A 20,574-nucleotide genomic window follows, 5' to 3' on the forward strand; every position below is an offset into this window, starting at 1 on the left:
CTGGACGCTCCTGCAGTACGGCATTGCGCATTTGTCTCGCTCCTGCGCCAGTCACCCGCTGCAGGGCTGGCTTTTGACAGTCGAATGGCTGGTCAGCCCCGCCTTCGACGACCGCAATACCATCACCCCTTCCGCGCGTGCCACGCCTTCAGCAGTTCCGCTTCCTTCTCCCGCGTGATCCCCGCATTGAGCTTGGCCTGCCGCTCGGCCGGCAGGCTGCGGAACCAGGCCAGCAGGTCCTGCACGGTGGTGGCCAGCGGGCGGAAGGTCAGGCCGGCGGCGATGGCGCGCTGGTTGCTGACCGAGCCGTAGCCGGCGTACTCGCTGTCCTTCGACGGCACCCAGATCGGCAGGCCGACCTGCTGTTCCTGCAGGAACGTCGGGTCCACGTGCGTCAGCGTCATGCCGCCGCCGGTGACCGCCTGGCAGCCGTGCAGCATGGCGTCCATCGACAGCGTGTAGTCGGGACCGCAAGCGTTGAACACGCCGGTGGTCCTGGCTTCGGCCAGACGGATCATCCATTCGCCCAGGTCGCGGCCGTCGATGATCTGGATGGGATCGCTGCCGTCGCCCGGCACCAGGATCTCGCCGCCCTGCGCCACGCGGTGCGGCCAGTAGGTGAAGCGGTCGGTCTCGTCGCGCGGACCCACGATGTAGCCCGGCCGTACGATGGTGACATTCTTGCCGAACTGCGTGTGCGCCTCGGCCTCGCTCAAGGCCTTCAGCGGACCATAGAGGCCGCCGATGTCGGCGCGCAGCGATTCCTGCGTTTCCGCCATCGCGTCCTTGCCCTTGTACTGCGCCAGCGCGGACGTCTCGGTGATGCCCGGCTTGCTGCCGTCGGCATAGACCGAGATGGTGGAAATGAAGAGGTAGTGGCCCACGTTGCCCTTCAGCACCTGGCCGGCATCGCGCACCCAGAACGGCAGGCTGGTGGGGTTGTCGATGCAGACATCCCACTTGCGACCCTTCAGCGCGGACAGGTCGCCGGTGTTGCGGTCGCCATGCAACTGTTCGACGGCGGCCGGCCATTCCGGCGAGGGTCGCTTGCCGCGGTTGAACAGGGTGACCTTGTGCCCGCGCTTCAGCGCGTAGTCGACCTGGAACGGGCCGGTGAAGCCGGTGCCGCCCAGGATCAGGATGTTCAGCGGCCTGGCCGCCTTGCCGACCGGCTTGGCCTCGCTGGCGGCAGAGGCGAACGAAGGCAGCGCGGCGGCGGCGGCGGCCAGTGCGCCCAGCTTGAACAGGTCACGACGGGTGGTCATACAGTGCTCCCCAGCAACGGACAGGAGCGCGATAGATAGCACCGGCGCCCACGCCCTACCCCTGCCGGAAGTCGGTGTTACTTCCTGTGCGCCCGGTGCGGACACCCTCGGGAGCGGCCAGGGCATGGCGCACCTGCGGCGTCCGCGGCAGCCCCGCCGCGGGCAGGCGCGGAGGTGGCGGATCGGGCGCCGGGGTGCGAAGCCGTGGTGTGACATGACCGTACCGGGACCCGGGCCGAACCCTTCGGTACGCAAGATGGTCCTGAACGTCCAGCGTTGGATCTTTCTGATGGAACGACCGACCGGAAACCTGCAACGACGGATCTTTTCGATGGAACGTCCGACCAAAATCATCCAACGCCCGATCTTTCCGGTGGAACGACCGACCAAAAACATGCAACGCCGGATCTTTTCGATGGAACGACCGACCAGAAACATGCAACGCCCGATCTTTTCGATGGAACGCCCGACCAGAAACATCCAACGCCGGACCTTTTCGATGGAACGACCGACCAGAAACATGCAACGCCCGATCTTTTCGATGGAACGCCCGATCAAAAACATGCAACGCCGGATCTTTTTGACGGAACGACCCATCGACCGCATGCAACGCCGGATGCTTATGTGAGAAGAACGGTGCAGGATGGGGAGAGACGGCGGCTAGCAGCGGGTCGCCCCACCGACCCCCAGACGGTGGCGGCCTCCCTCACCGGCCCCGCGCGTTGATGCCATGGACGGGTCACCCGAGAGGAGCACCGCAATGCCCGTATCACAGTCGCTGATGACCACCCGCCGCGGCGAGTTCCGCACGCTGTACCGCGCCCTCGCCCGCAAGCCCGCTGCCTTCGCGTCCACGCCCATCGTCTTCTGCGAAGGCGACTCGTGGTTCTCCACCCCACTGTCGATGAACCTGCTGGACTGGCTGGTGTTCCCGGCGCCGGAGGACGAGAAGAAAGGCGTGCCGCTGTTCGGCACCGGCGGCCTGTTCTTCCGCACCGAGGACAGCGGCGACCTGGCGGTCGACATGTTCACCGCACGCGGCATCCGCGACCTGTCCACCTGGTACCGCGGCTTCGAGTTCGACCTGGTGCTGGTCAGCGCCGGCGGCAACGATTTCGTCGATGAGTTCCTGCAGGTCACGTTCCGCGGCGCGGCGCCGATGAGTCCGGAGGCCGCGCATCAACGGGTCGTGGCCAGCGGTCGCTACGCCGAGGTACTGGCGCGCTATCGCGCCTTCGTCACCGCCTTCCAGGCCATCCGCCCGTACACGCCGATCCTGGCGCACACCTACGACTACCCGCACGAACTGGGCCGTCCCGGCCGGCTGACGCTGGGTAACGTGGGCGCGGCCGCGCTGTTGAAGAAAGGCGTGGGTCCGTGGATCGGCAACAAGGTGGCGCACGTGCTGCCGCGCATCGAACAGCAACGCGCGTTCGCCCGCCTGCTGATCGACGGCTTCGTCGACCACGTGTTGATTCCGCTGCGCGACGACCCCACCACCGGCAAGGTCTTCGACGTCGTCGACCTGCGCGGCGTCCTGACCCGCAGCGACCAATGGTTCGACGAGATGCACCCGACCGGCGCGGGATTCGCCGCGCTCGCCGCGAAGTTCCGCCAGCAGATGCGGGCGAAGCTGGAGATCAAGTTGGGGTGAAACGAAAGCCATGCTTAGCGAGAAGACGCGTTGACAGGGAAGCCAGACAAACGAGGCTAATTAAGGCCTCGAAAGCAATTTTTTCTTCTCCACCTCGAACTCATCCTGCGAGAGAACGCCTTTCTCCTTCAGTGCGAGCAGTTTGCCCAACTCATCCGCAACTGAAGCGGCAATAGGGACTTGCCCAGGTTTGTCCACATCCTCGTGCGCGATAACAACGTCGTCCACGGCCGGGCGGAACTGTCGATCTATCGCAAGCTTTAAAGAAGCGCCACGACGGTCTATCTGCACCTCGTAAGAAGGATGGTTGGCCGCTTTCTCCAGAGCATCCAGATAGTCATTGTCATCTTTGAAGCGCTTACCGGCTACGCGAGTCACCAGATCTCCAACCTGCATACCCGACCGAGCCGCAGGCGAATCAGCAGTTACCTCAGTAACGCGCAGAACTCGATAGTTTCCATCGGCAGTATTCTCTGCCTGGAATCCCATGAATACGTGATTCGGAAAAGTGGTCCCTTTGGGAAACTTACCCCCGGCCGCCGTCATGAATCCCATGACATTGTTGTGAAACGGAGGCCCATCGAAATCAACACGCTTAACTTGGCCAAAAGCCATTTGCGTTTCCATCCATCCGGAGGCCTGCACCCTAGAGACCCCTTCCACCTCTACAACGTTGAACCTGAAGAACCGTTTAGGCGGAGTTGAGTAACTGTTACCCAGTAGAAGCTGCCCCATCATGGATTGCCCCGCACTCAACGGAGCCTCGCAAGTGACGGATGTCGCATTCGACTCAATGACATTCCATCGATTGTTCATGCATTGACTGGACAAAGACCCAATCGTCTTAGACGACGACATAGGAAAAAGTGTCTCAGGCATGCCGCTTGGTGTAACAGCAAAAAAATCTGCGGCGGCTGTTGGACATGCCGCAAACGTCAGCGCCGAAAGAAAAACGCTACATAGATATTTCAAACACGCCCCCCTTTTTGGGCAAACCGTTAGGTCTCGCAAGACCGAGACATGCCGCTCTTCAATCCAAGGACCCCGTCACTCCCCGTCTTCACTTCCAAGTATTTCCTTCCCCTCGATACGGGTCAATCTTCAGTGTCCAGAGAAGCGCTGATTTCGGACCTGAGCGATCCTTTGGGCTAATGCCAGCTATCTTCCAGATACCTCGGCTTGCACGCCAGGTAGCCGCCGATCACCAGCACCACGATGCACGCACCCAGGAACGCCATCGGCAGCGTCCAGCCGTGGGTGTAGTCGTGCAGCAGGCCGAAGGCGAGCGGACCGGCGCAGGACAGCGAGTAGCCCACGCCCTGCATGAAACCGGACAGCGCCGCCGAACCCTCCGGCGTGCGCGTGCGCAGGTTGATCATCGTCAGCGACAGCGGGAACGTGCTGGGCCCGAGGCCGAGCAGCGCGACCCACAGCGCGGGCGCGGCCATCGGCGCCAGCAGCAGGCCGGCGAATGCGGCCGCATAGAAGCCCGCGCAGACCAGCACCACGATGAAAGGATTGCGCATGCGCACCGCGATCTGCGGCATGGTCAGCGACGCCACCAGCCCCAGCGCGGAGAACAACGCCACCATCGTGCCGCCGAGCGCCGGCGTGCCACCGGCTTCGACCAGCAGCTTCGGCAGCCAGGTGAACATGGAATACGTCACCAGCGAGGTCATGCCGAACATCAGCGCCATGCCCCACGCCACCGGCGAGCGCCAGGCGCGGCCGGTGGGACGCGGTGCGGCCAGTTCAGGCGCTTCGTCGTCGACGGTGACCGCGGCGTCATGCACGCGCGCGAGCGTCGTCGTGTGCCGCCGCTCCCGCCACAGCAGCACGCACCACGGCACCGCCGACGCCGCCGCGAACACCGCCCACAGGCCCAGCGAGATGCGCCAGCCGGCGGCTTCCATCACCGGCACCGCGACCAGCGCCGGCAGGATGGTGCCCGCCTGCAGCACGGTGATGTACAGCGTGCTGACCGTGCCGACGCGATCGGCGAAGTAGCGCTTCACCAGCGGCGGCAGCACGATGTTGCCGATGCCCATGCCGGCCAGCGCGGTCAGCGAGGCTGCCATCAGCGCCGTCGTGTCCCCTGCCGCACTCCGCAGCAACAGGCCCAGCATCGCCAGCAGCATCGCCAGCAGCGCCGTCCGTTCCAGCCCGATGCGGTGGGCCAGCGCGGGCGTGGCCACGCCGAACAACGCGAACGCGGCGGTCGGCAGCATGCCGAACACGCCGGTCATCGTCGCCCCGAACCCGAACGTCTCGCCCAGCAAGTCGAGCAGCGGCGTGAGCGAGGTCACCGCCGTGCGCAGGTTGAACGCGGACAGCACGATGCCGAGCAGCACCAGGCCGCGGCCGGACCAGAGGGAGGCTGGCGCGGTCGATTGAGTCTTGGTGGAATCCATGGTCGCCATTATCGTCGACGGCACGTCGGCGTTCTTCTCACGCACGAAGACGCTGTGTCCTGCGTGACCGTCGATGGCATGAATCCTTCTCCCCGCATGCGGGGAGAAGGTGGCCGAAGGCCGGATGAGGGGCAACGAAGCCAAGGCAGTCAAAGCGATGGCGGTAGCAACGAGCGCGGCGATGGAAGAACCACACTCGTTGCGTTGCGCGCGCTGGACGATCGCGGTTCCGACTGCCCCTCATCCGCCTTCGGCATCTTCTCCCCGCACACGGGGAGAGGGAATGCGTAGCGTGCGCCGCGCGCACGACCCCAGCAGGCCTGGCATCTGGCGACGGACAAAGAAAAAGCGGGCCGAAGCCCGCTTTTCCGTATCGCATCGCGATGCCGTGCGGCTTACTCGGCCGACACGCCCTCGCCTTCTTCCACGGCCTTGATCGACAGGCGGATGCGGCCCTGCTTGTCGACTTCCAGCACCTTGACCTTCACCACGTCGCCTTCCTTCAGCGCGTCGCTGACCTTCTCCACGCGGTCGTTGGAGATCTGCGACACGTGCACCAGGCCGTCCTTGCCCGGCAGGATGGTGACGAACGCGCCGAAGTCCATGATCTTGGCGACCTTGCCTTCGTAGATGCGGCCCGGCTCGACGTCGGACGTGATCTGCTCGATGCGGGCCTTGGCAGCCTGGCCGGCGGCGCCGTTCACCGAGGCGATGGTGATGGTGCCGTCGTCCTGGATGTCGATCTGCGTGCCGGTTTCCTTGGTGATCGCCTGGATCACCGAGCCGCCCTTGCCGATCACTTCGCGGATCTTGTCGGGGTGGATCTTGATGGTGATCAGGCGCGGCGCGAACTCGCTCAGTTCCTGGCGCGGTGCCGACATCGCCTGGGCCATTTCGCCCAGGATGTGCAGTCGGCCGGCCTTCGCCTGCGTCAGCGCCTGCTTCATGATCTCTTCGGTGATGCCTTCGATCTTGATATCCATCTGCAGCGCGGACACGCCGTTGGCGGTACCGGCGACCTTGAAGTCCATGTCGCCCAGGTGGTCTTCGTCACCCAGGATGTCGCTCAGCACGACGAACTCGTCGCCTTCCTTCACCAGGCCCATCGCGATACCCGCGACCGGCGCCTTGATCGGCACGCCGGCATCCATCAGCGCCAGCGAGCTGCCGCAGACCGAGGCCATGGAGGACGAACCGTTCGACTCGGTGATCTCCGAGACCACGCGGATGGTGTACGGGAAGGCTTCCATCGTCGGCATCACGGCGAGCACGCCGCGCTTGGCGAGGCGGCCATGGCCGATCTCGCGACGCTTCGGGCCCATCATGCGGCCGGCTTCGCCCACCGAGAACGGGGGGAAGTTGTAGTGGAACAGGAAGTGGTCCTTCCACTCGCCGCCGACGGCGTCGATCACCTGGCCGTCGCGCGCGGTGCCGAGGGTGACGGCCACGATCGCCTGCGTCTCACCGCGGGTGAACAGCGCCGAGCCGTGCACGCGCGGCAGCACGCTGACCTTGGAGGTGATGGGACGCACCTCGTCCAGTGCGCGGCCATCGATGCGGACCTTGGTCTTCAGGACCGAGGCGCGCATGGTCTGGTATTCCTGTTCGCTGAATTCCTTCGACAGTTCGCCGGTGCTCCACGCATTGCTTTCGGCCTGCGGCGCCAGCGAATTGAGGATGGCCTTCTTCAGGTTGGAGATGGTGTCGCGGCGTTCGATCTTGTCGCGCACCTGGAAGGCGCCGGCCAGGCTGTCGCCCACGGCATGGCGCAGCGCGGCGATCAGGCCTTCGTTCTTGGCCGGCGGCTGCCAGTCCCACTTCGGCTTGCCGGCTTCGGCCACCAGCTCGTTGATCACGGCGATGACCTTCTGCATCTCGCGGTGACCGAACATCACGGCGCCCAGCATCACTTCTTCCGACAGCTCGGCGGCTTCGGATTCGACCATCAGCACGGCGTTGGCGGTGCCGGCGACGACCAGCTCCAGCTTGGAGTCCTTCAGCTCGCTGACGGTCGGGTTGAGCACGTACTCGCCATTGATGTAGCCGACCTTGGCCGCGCCGATCGGGCCGTTGAACGGCGCGCCGGTCAGGGCGACGGCGGCGGAGGCGCCGATCAGCGCGGGGATGTCGCCGTCGATCTCCGGGTTCAGCGACATCACCGTGGCGATGACCTGCACTTCATTGCGGAACTCTTCCGGGAACAGCGGACGCAGCGGGCGATCGATCAGGCGGGAGATCAGCGTCTCCTTCTCGGTCGCGCGACCTTCGCGCTTGAAGAAGCCACCGGGGATGCGGCCGCCGGCGTAGAACTTCTCCTGGTAGTCGACCGTCAGCGGGAAGAAGTCCTGGCCCTCGCGGGCGGACTTCGCGGCCACGGCGGTGACCAGCAGCACGGTGTCATCGAACTTGACGACCACGGCGCCGCCGGCCTGGCGGGCGATTTCGCCGGTTTCCAGGGTGACCTGGTGCTTGCCGTACTGGAAGGTTTTGGTGATTTTTGCCACGTTGGTTCCTTGAGGTGCCTTGTGCGGGTTGGACCTCACGCGACCCTTGTCGCGTGCGGCTGGCCGGATGCGTCCGGCCGGTCATGCTGGGAAGGGCGGGCCCGGTGCGGCCAGCGGATGCAGCGCATTCCGTTCCCTGAAATGCAAACCGCGGCGCATCTCTGCGCCGCGGTCGGGGGTATATCAGCGACGCAGGCCGAGCTTTTCGATCAGGGCCTTGTAGCGCTCGTTGTCTTTCTTCTTGAGGTAGTCCAGCAGGCTGCGGCGGCGGTTGACCAGCTGCAGCAGGCCACGGCGGCTGTGGTGATCCTTCTTGTGGGTCTTGAAGTGGCCGCTCAGGTGCTCGATGCGGGCGGTGATCAGGGCCACCTGGACTTCCGGGGAGCCGGTGTCGTTGGCGCCGCGCGCGTTGTCGGCAATGACTTTCTGGGTATCGATGGACATGCTGTTCTCGTGTTGATGCGTGGCCTGCAGGAACGCGGGTGTCCTCCGCGCGCACCGCCTGGCTCGCCGTTGATGAAGCAGGGAAAGGGACAGGACGCCGGTACAAAACCGGCGGCGTAGTGTAGCCGCCAGGTCCTTGTGAAACAAGGTTTTATTGGACCGGCCCGGCGTTCTGCGCGGTACCGGCGACCGCCCAGGCGAACAGGCGCTGCGGCGACAGCGTGCCCTCGGCATTGACCGTCCCGAGCCCCAGGACACGCCCGTCGGGCCCATGGATCGCCACCGGACCGTCGCTGGGCGCATGGCCGGGCAGCCGCTGGCCCTGCGCCAGCCGGCGACCACCGGCGGCGTCCACGTCGACCCGCGGGAAGCCGGCCAGGCCGGCTTCGACCGGCAGCAGGCAGGCGTCGAGCGCGCTTTCGCCACCCTGTTCAGCGATCGCCTGCAGTGCCTCCAGCGTGACCATGCGGGGCTGCCTGAACGGGTCGACCCACAGTCGCCGGAGCGCGCCCACGTGGGCACCGCAGCCCAGCGCCTCGCCCAGGTCGCGGACCAGGCTGCGCACATAGGTGCCGGACCCGCATTCCACCCGCAACGACAGGCGGTCGGGGGCGATGTCCAGGATCTCGATGCCATGGACCTCGACGTCGCGCTCGGGCGCCTCGATGACGTCGCCGCGGCGGGCCTTGGTGTAGAGCGGCTCGCCACCCTGCTTCAAGGCCGAGTAGATCGGTGCCCGCTGGCGGATGCGGCCGGTCAGCGGCGCCAGCGCGGCCTCGACGGTGGCGACGTCCAGCGGTGGCACCGGGCGCTCGCGCAGCGGCGCGCCGTCGGCGTCGTCGGTATCGGTGGTGGTGCCCAGCACGGCGACCGCGTCGTAGGCCTTGCGAGAACCCAGCAGCAGGCCGGCGATCTTGGTGGCTTCGCCGAAACACAGCGGCAGCAGGCCGGTGGCCAGCGGATCGAGGCTGCCGGTATGTCCGCCCTTCTCCGCACGGAACAGGCGCCGCGCGACCTGCAGGGCCCCGTTCGAACTCATGCCCTGCGGCTTGTCGAGCAGCAGGATGCCGTCCAGCGGGCGGAATTGGATGCGTCCTGCCATGCGTTCCAGGTCAGGTGGTGTGGCGGGGAGTCGTTGCATCGTAGCGTCGGGCTCACTCGACGTCTTCACGCGTCCCGCGTCCGGACTTCAACAGCGCTGGATCGTCGAATCGAGCTTGCCCGATGGCTTGCGAAGCAGGCATGCGGACACCGGCGCGGAGAGCAGCGGAGCGAGCTCCGTTCTACTGCAGGACGTATCAGGTCTCGTCGTCGGACCCGGGGACCGGCGGGTTGTCGCGCAACAGCGTCTCGATGCGTTCGCCGCGATCGACGGAGTCGTCGTAGTGGAAATGCAGTTCCGGCACATGCCGCATCTTCACCCGGCGCGCGAGTTCCATGCGCAGGCCCCAGGCCAGTTCCTTCAGGCCCTTCACCGCCTCGACCGAACGCTCCGGCATCAGCGCGGTGACGAACACCTTGGCATGCGCCATGTCGCGGGTGACTTCTACGTCGGAGACGCTGACGGACGGCAGGCCGTGCTCGCGCACGGCCTCGTGCACGAGCGTGCCCAGCTCACGGCGGAGCTGGGCGGAGACGCGGTCGGTGCGATGGAACGACTTGGTGGGCACGTGATGGGTGATTCGCTATTCGTGATTCGTAGAAAACGGGGACGGGACGGGGGCACTCGTGATCCGCTGTTGCGAATCACGAATCACCCCTCCCGAATCGCGCGAACCCTTACAGGGTTCGCTGCACTTCGATACGTTCGAAGCACTCGATCTGGTCGCCCGGCTGCACGTCGTTGTAGGCCTTCACGCCGATGCCGCACTCGGTGCCGTTGCGCACCTCGTCGACGTTCTCCTTGAAGCGGCGCAGCGATTCCAGCTCGCCCTCGAACACCACCGTGCTGGCGCGCAGCACGCGGATCGGCTTGTTCCGCTTGACCGTGCCCTCGACCACCATGCAGCCCGCGACCGCGCCGAACTTGGAGCTGCGGAACACGTCGCGCACCTCGGCGATGCCGATGATCTCTTCGCGGATCTCCACGCCCAGCAGGCCGGAGGCCACCTGCTTCACCTGGTCGATCACGTCGTAGATGATCGAGAAGTAGCGCAGGTCCACGCCGTTGGCTTCGATGATGCGACGCGCGGACGCGTCGGCACGCACGTTGAAGCCGATGACGGTGGCCTTGGAGGTGACCGCGGAGTTGGCGTCGGACTCGGTGATGCCGCCCACGCCGGAACTGATGATGTTGATGCGGATGGATTCGTTGGACAGCGCGACCAGCGAATGGCGCAGCGCTTCCACCGAACCCTGCACGTCGGCCTTGACGATCAGGTTGAGGCTGAGCTGGCCTTCGCCCTTGCCCAGCTGCGCCATGATGTCTTCCATGCGGCTGCCGGCGGACTGCACCAGGCGCGACTCGCGGCGCTTGGCGTCGCGCTGCTGCGCCACGTCCTTGGCCAGGCGCTCGTCGGCGACCACGACGAAATCGTCGCCGGCCTCCGGCACGCCGGACAGGCCCAGCACCTGCACCGGGATGGACGGGCCGGCCGACGGCGGCTGGCTGCCGGTTTCGTCGAACAGGGCCCGCACGCGGCCGTACTGGATGCCGCACACCAGGTAGTCGCCCTTCTTCAGGGTGCCCTGCTGCACCAGCACCGTGGCGACCGGGCCGCGGCCCTTGTCCAGCGAGGATTCGATGACCACGCCGCTGGCACGGCCGTCTTCCACGGCCTTCAGTTCCAGCAGTTCGGCCTGGATGGAGATGGCGTCCAGCAGGTTGTCCACGCCCTGGCCGGTCTTGGCCGAGATCTCGACCATCTGGGTGTCGCCGCCGAATTCTTCGGCGACCACTTCCTCGGCCAGCAGCTCGTTCTTCACGCGCAGCGGGTCGGCGTCGGACTTGTCGATCTTGTTCACCGCCACGATCAGCGGCACCTTCGCCGCCTTCGCGTGCTGGATGGCTTCGCGCGTCTGCGGCATGACGCCGTCGTCTGCGGCCACGACCAGCACCACGATGTCGGTCAGCTTGGCGCCGCGGGCGCGCATCGCGGTGAACGCGGCGTGGCCCGGGGTGTCGAGGAAGCTGATGACGCCCTTCGGCGTTTCCACGTGGTACGCGCCGATGTGCTGGGTGATGCCGCCGGCTTCGCCACTGGCGATCTTGGTGCGGCGGATGTAGTCCAGCAGCGAGGTCTTGCCGTGGTCGACGTGGCCCATGATGGTGACGACGGGCGGACGCGCGACCTTCTCGCCCTGCTGCTCTTCCGAATGCGCCAGCAGTTCGTTCTCGACGTCGTTGGCGTCGGCGCGCACGGCCTTGTGGCCCAGTTCTTCAGTGATCAGCGCGGCGGTGTCGTGGTCGATGGTCTGGGTGATGGTGGCCATCACGCCCATCTTGAACAGCGCCTTCACCACATCACCGCCCTTCAGCGCGAGCTTCTGCGCCAGGTCGGCCACGGTGATGGTCTCGCCGATCGCCACTTCGCGCACGATGGGCGCGGTCGGACGCTCGAAGCCGTGGGCACCACCGCCACCGCGGCTCTGCTCGTGGCGACGCGGCGGCTTGGGCTTGCCGCGCGAGGCGCCCCGACGGGCGCGATCGGCGGCGGACAGGTGCAGCTGGCCCGCGAAGCGGCTGGTGTTGTCGTCGTCCTCGACGCCGGCGACCATCGCGTGCGAACCGCGCGTCTTGTGCTTGGCGGCGGCGGCATTGTTGCGGTCGTCGGTACGCGGCGGATCCTTGCGCACGACGGTCTTGGGCACGTGATGGCCCTGCGTGGCCGGCTTGGCCGGACGGACCGGCTCGTCGCCATCGACGGCGACGGCACCGGCCGCCAGCGCGGCGGCCTCGGCATCGGCCTGCGCGCGCGCGGCTTCGGCCTCGGCGCGGGCGGCGGCTTCTTCCTGGCGGCGGCGTTCGAGTTCCTCGGCGCGCCTGGCGTCTTCCTGCGCCAGCCGCTGCTGTTCTTCGAGGTTGCGCTGGCGGGATTCCTCCAGCTTGCGCAGGATCTCCGCGCGCTCCGGATCGGCTTCGCTCTGCCAGTGGGTGGCCACCGACTCGGCGTCGGTCGGCTTGACGTAGGTACGCTTCTGACGCACCTCCACATTCACGGTGGTCTTGGTGCGGCCGGCCGCGACGGTGACTTCCTGCACCTTGCGGCGGTTCAGCGTGATCTTCTTGGGCGCAGCCTCATCCGCGGCGGCATCGCTCTTGCCGTGCGAGCGCTTGAGGAAGCCGAGCAGCTTCACTTTTTCCATGCTGGTCACGACCTGGTCGGGACCACTGAAGCTCATGCCGGCCTCGGCCAGTTGCTCCAGGAGTTTTTCGACCGGCGTGTTGACCAGTTCAGCGAGCTTGCGGATGGTGGTTTGCTGCGACATTCGGATCCTAGTTTGGGTCTCGCGCCCCCCCGGTGGTGGTGGGGCAACCCTGTTCAAGAGGGGGAATTCTAAGCCCTGCGGGTGCCAGGGCGGTGTTCATGGGTGGCTCATGCGCCGCGTTCCAGACGGGCGATCTCCTCGGCGCGGGCGGCCAGGATCAGCGCCGCAGCGCGACCCTCGTCCAGGCCCTCGATGCCGAACTCGACCACTTCGTCGGCCGCCAGGTCGGACAGGTCCTCGCTGGTGCGGACGCCGTGCGAGGCCAGCGCGAAGGCGGTTTCCTCGTCCATGCCTTCCAGCGCCAGCAGATCCTCGGCCGGGTGGTCGCCTTCCAGGCCCTCCTCCTCGGCCAGCGCCTCGTTCAGCAGGGCATCGCGGGCGCGCGAACGCAGTTCCTCGACGATGTCCTCGTCGAAGCCTTCCACGGCCAGCAGCTCGCCGACCGGCACGTACGCGATTTCCTCGACCGTGCTGAAGCCCTCGGCGACCAGGATGGCGGCGATTTCCTCGTCCACTTCCAGCTTGTCCATGAACAGCTGGCGGGCGACGGCCTGCTCGGCCTCGCTCTTGGCCTGCACCTGGTCGGCGGTCATGACGTTGAGCTGCCAGCCGGTCAGGCGGCTGGCCAGGCGCACGTTCTGGCCGCCCTTGCCGATCGCCTGCGCCAGGCGGTCTTCCGCCACGGCCAGGTCCATGGAGTGCTTCTCTTCATCGACGATGATCGACTGCACTTCCGCCGGCGCCATCGCGTTGATGACGAAGGTGGCCGGGTTGTCGTTCCACAGCACGATGTCCACGCGCTCGCCGTTGAGCTCGTTGCTCACGGCCTGCACGCGCGAGCCGCGCATGCCGATGCAGGCGCCGATGGGATCGGTACGGGTGTCGTGCGCCAGCACGGCGATCTTGGCGCGGTCACCCGGGTCGCGTGCGCAGGCCTTGATCTCGACCAGGCCCTGGCCCACTTCCGGCACTTCCAGCTTGAACAGCTCGATCATGAATTCCGGGGCGGCGCGACTGATGAACAGCTGCGGGCCGCGCGGTTCGTAGCGCACGTCGAACAGGTAGCCGCGGACGCGGTCGCCGGCGCGCAGCACGTCGCGCGGGATGCCCTTGTCCTTCGGGATGAAGGCCTCGGCGTTGCCGCCCAGGTCCACGTAGATGTTGCCGCGCTCGGCGCGCTTGACCACGCCGGTGACCAGCTCGCCCACGCGGTCCTTCCAGGCATCGACCACCTGCGCGCGCTCGGCCTCGCGGACACGCTGCACGATGACCTGCTTGGCGGCCTGCGCGGCGATGCGGCCGAAATCGGGGTTCTCGATCTTCTCCTCGATCCAGTCGCCCACTTCGGCGCCTTCGGCTTCGTCCTCGGCGTCCATCAGGCGGATCTGGCGGTCGGGCGATTCCATCACCACGTCGTCGGCCACCACTTCCCAGCGGCGGAACGTCTCGTAGCTGCCGTCCTTGTGGTCGATGGTGACGCGCACCTGCACGTCCTGGTCCAGGTAGCGCTTCTTGGCGGCGGACGCCAGGGCGGCCTCGATGGCATCGAAGATCACCTCACGCGGCACGCCCTTTTCGTTGGCCACCGCATCCACGACCAGCAACAGTTCCTTACTCATTGATCACTCCGCGCGCGGCTTGCGGGCCGCCGGTTGGTTGGGTTTTTTCTTGGCTTGTTTGGCCGGCGCACGCTTGGCGTCGCCCGCCTTCTTGGCACCGGCCTTGCGGCCGCCGCCGGGTTTTTCGGGTGCCAGGCCCAGCGCGGCCCAGTCGGGGACCAGCCGCGCCTTGTCGATATTGTCGAACGCCACCGTCATCTCGGCGCCGTCGACGGTGAACACGATACTGTCGCCCTCGATGCGGCTGATCGTGCCCTGCAGGCGGCGACGACGCTCCTGCGGCAGCTTCAGCACGACCTTCGCCGACTCGCCGACGAAGCGCGCGAAATGCGCCAGCTGGAACAGCGGACGGTCCACGCCCGGCGAGGAGACTTCCAGCGTGTAGTTGCCGGAGATCGGGTCCTCGACGTCGAGCTGCGCCGAGACCTCGCGGCTCACCGCCTCGCAGTCCTCGATGTTGACGTGGCGCGTGGCACGCTCGGCTTCCTGCACATCGATGTACAGGCGCACGGTGGCGCCACCGGGTGCCGGCAGGTATTCGATGCCCAGCAGCTCCACGCCCAGTGCCTGGACGGTGGGAGCCAGCAAGTTGGCGATGTCGTTGGCCTTGTCGCTCACGGGTTCGCTGCCGATGGTTCGTGGTTCTGCATGTCGCTGAAACAGACAAGGGGCCCGATGGGCCCCTTGTCCGATACGCTGGATGTCGGTGCAACGACGGGAACATGCGTCGTTGCGTGCCCAGGCTTTTCGTCCGCCGCCTGTACCAGGCGGCTTCGGATAAACATGGTAGCGGGGGCAGGATTTGAACCTGCGACCTTCGGGTTATGAGCCCGACGAGCTGCCAGACTGCTCCACCCCGCAGCAGAAGCGAAATTATGATGAATACGCCGGTGCATTGCAAGCCTTGTGATGCACCGACCTGAAACATCGCGTTCATCGCGCGTCGCCGGCCGCCATCGGCCGACGAAAAACTACCGTCCCGCAGCTCAGCCGGCGAAGGCCAGCTTGCACCACGCCATGATCGGGTTCCAGGCGATACCCAGCGCCAGCAGGGCCAGCGCATTCACGCCGAACACCATCGGCACCACGCGATCGGCGCGCGGGGGCGGAACCCCGCCCACCGGCTCGTCGAAGTACATCACCTTGATCACGCGCAGGTAATAGAAGGCGCCGATCACCGCGCACAGCACGCCGACGACGGCCAGCCACAGGAACCCGCCGTTGACGGCCGCCCCCAGCACCACCAGCTTGGCCCAGAAGCCGAGGAACGGCGGCACGCCGGCCAGCGAGGCCATCACGCACAGCACCAGGCCGGCCTGCCACGGGTTGCGCGCGTTCAGGCCCTTGAAGTCGTCGATCCGATCCGCCTCGAACCCCTGCCGCGACAGCACGATGATCGCGCCGAACGCCGCCGCCGACATGAGGGCGTAGCTGATCGCGTAGAACAGCGCCGCCGAATATCCGACTTCGCCGCCGCCGGCGAAGCCCACCAGCAGGAAGCCGACATGCGACACGGTGGAATACGCCAGCATGCGCTTGAGATTGGTCTGCGCGATGGCGATGACGTTGCCGATCACCAGCGACGCCGCCGCCAGGCCGGCCAGCAGCCACTGCCACTGCGCCGCCGCCGGGCCCAGGCCATCCTGCAGCAGGCGGAACGCCATGCCGAACGCGGCCAGCTTGGGCGCTGCGCTGATGAACAGCGTCACCGGTGTCGGTGCGCCCTGGTAGACATCGGGCAGCCACATGTGGAACGGCGCCGCGCCGAGCTTGAAGGCCACGCCCGCCACCATGAAGACCACGCCGGTCAGCAGCAGCATGCGCGCATCGCTGCTGCCACCCAGCGCCGCGCCGGCCGCATCGAAGATCGCCGGCAGATGCAGCGAACCGGTCGCGCCGTACACCAGCGACATGCCATAGAGCAGCAGGCCCGAGGCCAGCGAGCCCAGCACGATGTACTTCATCGCGCCTTCCGTCGCCAGGCCGTCGTCGCGGTTCAGCGCGACCAGCGCATACGAGCACAGCGCCAGCAGTTCCAGGCCCAGATAGACCATCACCAGGCTGCCGGCCGACACCATCATCATCATGCCGGCGGTGGCGAACATCACCAGCACCGGCGCTTCGCCCGGATACAGGTTGCGCTCGCGCAGGTAAGGCCAGCCGTAGACCAGCGACAGCGCGCTGACCGCGACGATCACGACCTTGCTGACATCGGCCAGCGTGTCGCGCACGAACATGCCGCTGAACACGCTGCCCTGTCCGCCCACGCCCGTCGCCAGCATCCACACCACGGCCGCCATGACGATCAGGGCCAGGGCATGGGTGATGAAGCGGCGCGAGTGGTCGAGGAACAGATCCAGCATCAGCAGCGCGAACGCACCGCCGATCAGGGTCAGTTCGGGCAGCAGCGGCTGCAGGTCGGCGGCGGAGATGGGCATCGGCGTCGTCATGGTTCTTCCTTACAGCTTGCTGTTGGCGAGCTGCATCGCCAGTTGCGCGATCGACGGCTCCATCAGGTCGGTCAGCGGCTTGGGATACACGCCCAGCGCCAGCACGCAGACGGCGAACCCGCCAAGCACCACCGCCTCGCGCAGGGATACGTCCTTCAACTCGGCCACGTGCGCATTGGCCACGTCGCCGAGGATCACGCGCTTGACCAGCCACAGGGTGTAGGCCGCACCGATCACCAGCGTGGTGGCGGCGAAGAACGCCATCAGCGGATGCAGCTGGAACGCGGCCAGGATGACCATGAACTCGCCGACGAAGCCGCTGGTGCCCGGCAGGCCGGAGTTGGCCATGCCGAACAGGATGAAGAACGCGCCGAACCACGGCATCGTGTTGATGACGCCGCCGTAGTCCTTGATCATGCGGGTGTGCATGCGGTCGTACAGAACGCCGACGCAGGTGAACATGGCGCCGGAAATGAAGCCGTGGCTGATCATCTGCACCATCGCGCCCTGCAGTCCCAGGCGCGCGCCGTCCAGGTTGCCGGCATCGCGCACCAGGCTGAAGGCGATGAAGATGCCGAGGGTGACGAAGCCCATGTGCGAGACCGACGAATAGGCGATCAGCTTCTTCATGTCGTCCTGCACCAGCGCCACCAGGCCGACGTACACCACCGCAATGAGCGACAGCACGATGACGAACAGCGCCCATTCGTGGCCGGCGTCCGGCACGATCGGCAGGCTGAAGCGCAGCAGGCCGTAGCCGCCGATCTTCAGCGCGATGGCCGCCAGGATCACCGAACCGGCGGTCGGCGCCTCGACGTGCGCGTCAGGCAGCCAGGTATACACCGGGAACATCGGGATCTTGACCGCGAACGCGATCAGGAACGCGAAGAACAGCCACATCTGTTCCTTCGCGTTGAGCGGCATCGCGTACAGGTCGGCCAGCTGGAAGCTGCCGCCCTTGATGTACAGGTACACCAGGCCGACCAGCATCAGTACCGAACCGAGGAACGTGTACAGGAAGAACTTCAACGACGCGTAGATGCGGCGCGGGCCGCCCCAGACACCGATGATCAGGAACATCGGGATCAGCATCGCCTCGAAGAACACGTAGAACAGCACCGCGTCGCTGGCAGCGAAGATGCCGTTGGTCAGGCCTTCCAGGATCAGGAACGCGGCCACGTACTGGGCCACGCGCTTGTTCACCGATCCCCAGGCGCCAGCCAGGGTCAGCACGGTGATCAGCGTGTTGAGCAGCAGCAGCGCCACCGCGATGCCGTCGGCACCCAGGTTGTAGTGGATGTCGAAGGTCGGGATCCAGGCACGGCTCTCGACGAACTGCAGGCCCGGATTCGCATAGTCGAAGCCCGTCAGCAGGCCGATGCTGAAGACGAAGGTCAGCACCGCGACCGCCAGGCCCAGCCAGCGGGCGGCGCTTGCGCGGGCATTGCCCACGGCGAGCACCAGCGCGCCACCCAGGATGGGCAGCCAGATCAGAACACTAAGCAGGGGCCAGTTCGACACGTTGTGTTATCCGTTGAGTTCTTCGCCAGGACGCTCCGCACGGGGCGGCGCCGGGTCGTTACTGCCAAAACCTGATGACGACGCCCAGCAGCAGGATCAGGCCGACGATCATCGCGAACGCGTAGTGGTACAGGTAGCCGGACTGGGTCTTGCGCAGTAACTGCGCACCCAGGTCGACCAGCTTCGCCGTGCCGTTCACCGCGGCACCGTCGATCACATGGCTGTCGATCGCGCGCGACACCTTGCCCAGCTTCACGCCGCCACCGGCAAAACCGTTGATCCACAGGTGGTCGGCCCAGTACTTCTTGTCCAGGATGTTGGTCAGGAAGGCGCCCACCGGGCTCTGGCGGATCTTGCCGGGCACACCAGGGAAGATGAGGTAGAGCACGGTTGCCAGTGCAAACCCGGCAAACGCCAAGCCGAACGGCCACGCCATGACGCCATGTTTGACGAACGCCCACGGGCCGTGGAAATCCAGGCCCAGAGCCCCGACCGTATCGCGATCCGAAACAGGCTTGCTCGGATCAAGCAGAAGGAAATCGATGGCGCCTTGGAAGAACGGCGTGACCTTGTGATGCCCCGACCAGTCGGTGCCGAACAGCATCGGACCGATGGTGAACCAGCCGATGAAAATCGACGGAATCGCCAACAGGATCAGCGGCAGCGTCACTACCCACGGCGACTCATGTGGTTCATGCGGGCCGTGATGCGCATGCTCGTCATGCGAATGATCGGCATCGTGCGCGTGACCATGGTCATCATGAGCGTCGCGGAAACGCTCCTTGCCGTGGAATGTCAGGTACAGCAAACGGAAACTGTAGAAGCTCGTGACGAACACGCCCAGCAGCACTGCCCAGTACCCGTAGGTGGCGATCCATTCGCTCGGCCCTTGATACCCCTGGCCGGCCATGACACCGAGTTGATCGATCCTGCTACCCACTTCATGCGCAGTGTGAAGGTGATGCTCCGCGGCCTCGATGATCGTGTCCTTCGAGAAGAAGCCGGAGAAACCCGGCGTGCCGACCAGCGCCAGCGTGCCGATCAGGCTGGTGATCCAGGTGATGGGCATGTACTTGCGCAGGCCACCCATCTTCCGCATGTCCTGCTCGTGGTGCATGCCGATGATCACCGAGCCGGCCGCCAGGAACAGCAGCGCCTTGAAGAAGGCGTGCGTCATCAGGTGGAACACGGCCGCCGAGTACGCCGACACGCCCAGCGCCACCGTCATGTAGCCCAGCTGCGACAGCGTGGAGTACGCGACCACGCGCTTGATGTCGTTCTGCACGATGCCGATCAGGCCGGTGAACAGCGCGGTGGTCGCACCGATGAACAGCACGAAATCTAGGGCCGTCTGCGACAGCTCGAACAGCGGCGACATGCGCGCCACCATGAAGATGCCCGCGGTCACCATCGTGGCGGCGTGGATCAGGGCCGAGATCGGCGTGGGACCTTCCATCGAGTCCGGCAGCCACACGTGCAGCGGCACCTGCGCCGACTTGCCCATGGCACCGATGAACAGGCAGATGCAGGTCAGCGTGGCCATCGACCAGATCACCGGCTCGTCGAACACCTGGAAGGTGCTGCCGAACAGGGTGACCGCGCCCGACCAGACCGGGATCGCCTTGCCGACGAGCAGCGTGGCATTGGCGAACACGGTGGCGTAGTCCAGCGTGCCGAACATCAGCAGCACGCAGCCGATACCGAGCAGGAAGCCGAAGTCGCCCACGCGGTTGACCAGGAACGCCTTCATGTTGGCGAAGATCGCGGTCGGGCGCTTGAACCAGAAACCGATCAGCAGGTACGACACCAGGCCCACCGCTTCCCAGCCGAAGAACAGCTGCAGGAAGTTGTTGCTCATCACCAGCATCAGCATGCTGAAGGTGAACAGCGAGATGTAGCTGAAGAAGCGCTGGTAGCCCGGATCCTCGTGCATGTAGCCGATGGTGTACAGGTGCACCAGCAGCGACACGAAGGTCACCACCACCATCATCATCGCGGTCAGCTTGTCGATCATGAAACCGACGTGGCCGCTGATGTTGCCCACCTCGAAGAAGGTGTACAGGTTCTCGTTGAACGGCGACGCGCCCAGCGCCACCAGCTGGTACAGCACCCAGCACGACAGCGCGCAGCTGACCGCCACGCCCAGGATGGTCGCGGTGTGGGCGCCGGCACGGCCGACGATGCGCCCGAACAGCCCGGCGATGATGCTGCCCAGCAGCGGCGCCAGCACGATGGCCAGCAGCACGTTCTTGGAGAGGAGGACTTCCATACCGGTCAT

The 20,574-nt window shown here is 66.0% G+C and carries 15 protein-coding genes and 1 tRNA gene; 2 read left to right on the plus strand and 14 right to left on the minus strand.

Translation table 11 applies throughout. From position 1 onward, the window contains the following. Positions 1-122 precede the first annotated feature (122 nt). Positions 123-1,265, minus strand: a complete 1,143-nt coding sequence (locus VGN58_RS10740) for an NAD-dependent epimerase/dehydratase family protein (RefSeq protein ID WP_327483232.1) — start codon at positions 1,263-1,265, stop codon at positions 123-125. Positions 1,266-1,541: 276 nt separating this feature from the next. Here VGN58_RS10740 and VGN58_RS10745 point away from each other — a divergent pair, with 276 nt between their 5' ends. Both VGN58_RS10745 and VGN58_RS10750 read left to right on the plus strand, forming a co-directional pair. After that, positions 1,542-1,991, plus strand: coding sequence for a hypothetical protein (locus VGN58_RS10745; protein ID WP_327483233.1), 450 nt, complete (start codon positions 1,542-1,544; stop codon positions 1,989-1,991). Positions 1,992-2,025: 34 nt separating this feature from the next. Then, complete coding sequence (locus VGN58_RS10750; RefSeq protein ID WP_327483234.1) at positions 2,026-2,919, plus strand: hypothetical protein; 894 nt, start codon at positions 2,026-2,028, stop codon at positions 2,917-2,919. A gap of 60 nt (positions 2,920-2,979) precedes the next feature. Here VGN58_RS10750 and VGN58_RS10755 read toward each other — a convergent pair whose 3' ends face one another. The 13 genes from VGN58_RS10755 to nuoL all read right to left on the minus strand — a co-directional run bounded on the left by VGN58_RS10755 (position 2,980) and on the right by nuoL (position 20,565). Further along, positions 2,980-3,735 carry a PDZ domain-containing protein gene (locus VGN58_RS10755; RefSeq protein ID WP_327483235.1) on the minus strand — a complete coding sequence of 252 codons (756 nt, stop codon included), beginning with the start codon at positions 3,733-3,735 and terminating at the stop codon, positions 2,980-2,982. A 332-nt stretch (positions 3,736-4,067) separates the two neighbouring features. After that, positions 4,068-5,330, minus strand: a complete 1,263-nt coding sequence (locus VGN58_RS10760) for an MFS transporter (RefSeq protein ID WP_327484632.1) — start codon at positions 5,328-5,330, stop codon at positions 4,068-4,070. Between the two features lie 395 nt (positions 5,331-5,725). Next, a complete protein-coding gene (pnp, locus tag VGN58_RS10765; RefSeq protein ID WP_327483236.1) occupies positions 5,726-7,834 on the minus strand; it encodes a polyribonucleotide nucleotidyltransferase in 2,109 nt (702 codons plus the stop codon). Between the two features lie 183 nt (positions 7,835-8,017). Further along, positions 8,018-8,278, minus strand: a complete 261-nt coding sequence (gene rpsO, locus VGN58_RS10770; RefSeq protein ID WP_327483237.1) for a 30S ribosomal protein S15 — start codon at positions 8,276-8,278, stop codon at positions 8,018-8,020. A gap of 151 nt (positions 8,279-8,429) precedes the next feature. After that, positions 8,430-9,380 (minus strand): tRNA pseudouridine(55) synthase TruB, encoded by a 951-nt coding sequence (truB, locus tag VGN58_RS10775; RefSeq protein WP_327484633.1) that lies wholly within the window; start codon positions 9,378-9,380, stop codon positions 8,430-8,432. A 196-nt stretch (positions 9,381-9,576) separates the two neighbouring features. Further along, positions 9,577-9,948 carry a 30S ribosome-binding factor RbfA gene (gene rbfA, locus VGN58_RS10780; RefSeq protein WP_327483238.1) on the minus strand — a complete coding sequence of 124 codons (372 nt, stop codon included), beginning with the start codon at positions 9,946-9,948 and terminating at the stop codon, positions 9,577-9,579. A 109-nt stretch (positions 9,949-10,057) separates the two neighbouring features. Then, positions 10,058-12,706, minus strand: coding sequence for a translation initiation factor IF-2 (gene infB, locus VGN58_RS10785; RefSeq protein ID WP_327483239.1), 2,649 nt, complete (start codon positions 12,704-12,706; stop codon positions 10,058-10,060). 107 nt (positions 12,707-12,813) lie between these two features. Continuing rightward, on the minus strand, positions 12,814-14,325 hold the full coding sequence (gene nusA, locus VGN58_RS10790; RefSeq protein ID WP_327483240.1) for a transcription termination factor NusA: 1,512 nt from the start codon (positions 14,323-14,325) through the stop codon (positions 12,814-12,816). A 3-nt stretch (positions 14,326-14,328) separates the two neighbouring features. Then, positions 14,329-14,943, minus strand: a complete 615-nt coding sequence (gene rimP / locus VGN58_RS10795; protein WP_327483241.1) for a ribosome maturation factor RimP — start codon at positions 14,941-14,943, stop codon at positions 14,329-14,331. A 166-nt stretch (positions 14,944-15,109) separates the two neighbouring features. Next, positions 15,110-15,186, minus strand: a tRNA-Met gene (locus VGN58_RS10800). Positions 15,187-15,311: 125 nt separating this feature from the next. Then, entirely contained in the window at positions 15,312-16,775 is a 1,464-nt protein-coding gene (gene nuoN / locus VGN58_RS10805) for an NADH-quinone oxidoreductase subunit NuoN (protein WP_327483242.1), read from the minus strand. Between the two features lie 9 nt (positions 16,776-16,784). Continuing rightward, positions 16,785-18,296 (minus strand): NADH-quinone oxidoreductase subunit M, encoded by a 1,512-nt coding sequence (locus VGN58_RS10810; RefSeq protein WP_327483243.1) that lies wholly within the window; start codon positions 18,294-18,296, stop codon positions 16,785-16,787. A gap of 58 nt (positions 18,297-18,354) precedes the next feature. Next, positions 18,355-20,565: an NADH-quinone oxidoreductase subunit L gene (gene nuoL, locus VGN58_RS10815; protein ID WP_327483244.1), complete on the minus strand. Its 2,211-nt coding sequence runs from the start codon at positions 20,563-20,565 to the stop codon at positions 18,355-18,357. Between the last annotated feature and the right edge of the window lie 9 nt (positions 20,566-20,574).

It is taken from the genome of Pseudoxanthomonas sp. (assembly GCF_035999195.1).
Classification (GTDB): Bacteria; Pseudomonadota; Gammaproteobacteria; order Xanthomonadales; family Xanthomonadaceae; genus Pseudoxanthomonas_A.